General features: G+C 72.0%; 3 protein-coding genes and 1 pseudogene. 2 read left to right on the top strand and 2 right to left on the bottom strand.

The genetic code is table 11. The annotated features are described in order from the left end of the window. Both D7V97_RS41565 and lnt read left to right on the top strand, forming a co-directional pair. Positions 1 to 404, top strand: a pseudogene (locus tag D7V97_RS41565) (hypothetical protein); the annotation flags it as partial. Further along, entirely contained in the window at positions 401 to 1,993 is a 1,593-nt protein-coding gene (gene lnt / locus D7V97_RS41560; RefSeq protein WP_120616067.1) for an apolipoprotein N-acyltransferase, read from the top strand. The pseudogene D7V97_RS41565 and the gene lnt, both read left to right, overlap by 4 nt. Here lnt and D7V97_RS41555 read toward each other — a convergent pair whose 3' ends face one another. Further along, positions 1,994 to 2,878: a class I SAM-dependent methyltransferase gene (locus D7V97_RS41555; protein WP_120616066.1), complete on the bottom strand. Its 885-nt coding sequence runs from the start codon at positions 2,876 to 2,878 to the stop codon at positions 1,994 to 1,996. It lies immediately after the preceding gene. A 62-nt stretch (positions 2,879 to 2,940) separates the two neighbouring features. Continuing rightward, entirely contained in the window at positions 2,941 to 3,231 is a 291-nt protein-coding gene (locus D7V97_RS41550) for a hypothetical protein (RefSeq protein ID WP_199729168.1), read from the bottom strand. Positions 3,232 to 3,277: the final 46 nt, after the last annotated feature.

The following is a 3,277-nucleotide window of genomic DNA, read 5'->3' as shown; positions in this document are numbered from 1 at the left end:
CGCCGGAGCCGACGCGCTCGCCCGTGCGCCGCGCTGCCCCCGTCGCGGCGCCGCTGCCCGTGGAGGAGCCCGCCCCCGTGCCCGTCGATGATCCGCCCCCTCCCGAGGGCAAGAGCGGGACGGCGCTGTACCAGCGCGGCACCAAGCCCCTGAAGCGCGGGCTCGTCGTGCCCGAGGGCTTCGAATTGCCCCCCGGCTACATGCGCCACTACCAGGCCACCGACCACGGCCAGCCCGTGGCCGCCATCCTGATGTTCCATCCGGACTACACGCCGAAGGACGCGAGCGGGCAGCCCATCCCCATCCCCGAGAACCGCGTGGTGCCCGAGGAGCTCGCGCCCCCCGGCATGCCCCACCAGATGCTCGAGCTCCCCGTCGAGGAAGAGGACGGGGACGCGCCTTGAGCCGGTGGCGAGCGTGGGCCTGGGCGCTGCTGGGCGTCGCGGCGACCACCGCCCTGTTCGCGCGGTTCGGTGAGCTGCGCCCGGGCTTCGCCTGGCTGGGCGCGGTGGTGCTGGCGCCGTGGCTCGCGGCCGTGGACCGGACCCGCTCCGCTCGCGGCGCGCTGGCCTTGGGAGCGCTGCTGTCGGTGACGTTCACCGCGTCTGTCTTTGGCTGGTTCCCGGGCGCCATCGCCGCCTACTCGCGCGCCCCGCTGTGGCTGTGCTGGGGCGTGTTCCTGCTCATCGCACCCGTGCTGGAACTCCAGTTCCTCTCCGCCGCGTGGATCCGCGGGTACGCGCGGCGCAAGGTGGGGGACGGCCCGCGCCTCGCGTGGGTGCCTCCCGTGCTCACCGCGCTCGTGTATGTGGGCACGGAATGGTTCACGCCCAAGCTGTTCGCGGAGACGTTGGGCCTCGGCCTCTACACGTCGGAGGTCCTGCGCCAGGGCGCGGACGTGGCGGGCGCTCCGGGCCTCACGCTGGGCCTGCTGCTCGTCAACGAGTGCGTCGTGGCGGTGGGGCAGGGGCTCGTGGCGCGGCGGGGCTTGCGGCTCGTGCCCGTGGCGCTGGCGGTCGTGCTGTCGCTCCTGGGCTTCGGCTACGGACACCTGCGGCTGGGGCAGGTGCGCGCGGCGGTGCGCTCGGCTCCGGGGCTGGTGGTGGGTGCGGTGCAGGCGAACATCACGAACATCGAGAAGCGCGCGGCGGAGCAGGGCACCTACGCGGTGGTGCGCGACATCCTGGACACGCACTACGCGATGTCGGACGCGCTCCTGAACTCGGGGCCGCTGGACCTGCTGGTGTGGCCGGAGACGGTGTACCCGACGACGTTCGGCACGCCGAAGAGCGAGGACGGCGGGGCGTTGGACGAGGAGATCCGCGCGTGGGTCGCGGAGCGCGGCGTGCCGCTGGTGTTCGGCACGTATGACCTGGACGGCGAGCGCGAGTTCAACGCCGCCATGTTCCTGGGCCCCTCCGCGACAGGCGAGCTGGCGCAGTCCGCCTACCGCAAGACGATGCTGTTCCCGCTGACGGAGTGGGTGCCGGACGCGGTGGACAGCCCCACGCTGCGCGCGTGGATGCCGTGGACGGGCCGCTGGAAGCGCGGGCCCGGGCCCCGCCTGATGGACTTCCGGTTGAACGGAGGCCGCGTGCTCAAGGTGGCGCCGCTCATCTGCTACGAGGCGCTCTTCCCCGGCTACGTCGCGGAGGAGGTGCGCCAGGGCGCGGAGCTGCTCCTCACGCTGTCCAATGACTCGTGGTTCTCCGGCACGCCCGCGCCCCGGCAGCACCTGATGCACGCGGCCTTCCGCAGCATCGAGACGCGCACCCCGCAGGTGCGGGTGACCAACTCCGGCATCACCGCGCTCATCGACCCGACGGGTGCGTGGACCTCCGAATTGGAAGACAACCAGCGCTCCAGCGTGGTGATGCACGTGCCGGCGTCGGAGCGGCTGAATCCGCTCGCGGGCGCGTGGGGCGACTGGCTGGGCCCCGTGGCGCTGGCGCTGGCCGCGGTGCTGGGCGGCTGGCTGCGCTTCAGGGCGTGATCAGGCCGCTTCGGCGTGCGACGCGGGAAGCCGCGCGTCCGCCTTTGGCTTCTGGGCGATGACCTGGATCTCCCGCCGCAGGTGCGTCACGCGGCACACCTGTACCCAGGCCCACAGCAGGGCGAAGCGCACGTATTCGTACGGGGCGCGCAGACCCTTCGCCAGCCGTCGGCGCAGGATGTCCTTGCCCGCCTTCACCGGCGCCATGCCGGCCCTCGCGCAGGCGTCCGCGAGGTTGTGCTCGTAGAAGTACACGTGGTGCTGCCAGCCGCGCCGGTCCGGCCGGAACGAGCGACCCTTCCGGGGCATCACGATGATCTTGTAGTACGCCGCGTCCGGCACGATGACGAACGCCACCCCGCCCGGCCGCAGCACGCGCTGGATTTCACGCAGGCCGTCCATCGGCTGATCCACGTGCTCCAGCGTGTGCTTGAGCGTGATGATGTCGAACGACGCATCCGGGAACGGCATCCGCGTCAGCGAACCGTACTCGGCCGTGTAGCCGCGCTCGCGGCAGAGGCTCACGGAGAACTGCGAGTAGTCCAGCCCCGTGGCCTTCAGCCCCGCGCGCCGTGCCGCCTCCAGCACGTAGCCCGCGGAGCAGCCCACATCCAGCAGGTCCTTCGCGTGCGGCGCGTACTCCTGGCACACCAGCACCTGGCGCAGGCACTTGCGCACGCGGTGGTCCCAGCGGCTCAGGTACTTCGCGCGGTTGTGCTTGAAGTAGTTCTCCTCGTAGCCCACGCCCAGGCCGGGCACCTGCTCGCGCTTGTAGATGAGCCCGCAGCCGGTGCAGCGGCCGTAGCTCAGCTCCTTGAAGGCGACGACCGCGCGGGCCTCGGTGGCCTTGCAGACAGGACAGGCGGAATAGAAGGGAGCAAGCATCGCGGGGCGAACTATCGGGTGCTCTGTCCCGGAGCGTCAAACGCACCCGAGGGCAGGGCTCGCTAGGGCGTCGGCACCGACGTATCGACCGCGGGCGAGCCCGCTTCGGGCGGCGTCGTGCGCCGGGCAAGCCCCAGGGCTCCCAATGCGAGCAGGGCGGTGATGGCCACGCCCAGGGCCATGGGCCGCGCGGTGCCGTCGTGGCTCGCGCTCACCGCCGCGGAGGCCCCGGCCGCGAGCAGGAACTGGAGCGCGCCCAGCCCCGCCGACGCGATGCCCGCCTGCTTCGCGTGCCGCTCCATCGCCAGCGCGGTCGCGTTGGGGGTGATGGCGCCCAGGCTGGAGACGAACACCTGGCTCTTATACACATCTGACGCTGCCGACGAACCCTAGGGTGTA

The organism is Corallococcus sp. CA053C, assembly GCF_003611675.1.
Classification (GTDB): Bacteria; Myxococcota; Myxococcia; order Myxococcales; family Myxococcaceae; genus Corallococcus.
The sequence above is the reverse complement of the archived record's forward strand: the minus strand, read 5'-3'. Positions and strand labels throughout refer to the sequence as shown.

Bases quoted from the DNA above. Each gene is read 5' to 3' on its own strand.
- D7V97_RS41555 (WP_120616066.1), bottom strand. From the start codon at position 2,878: ATGCTTGCTCCCTTCTATTCCGCCTGTCCTGTCTGCAAGGCCACCGAG.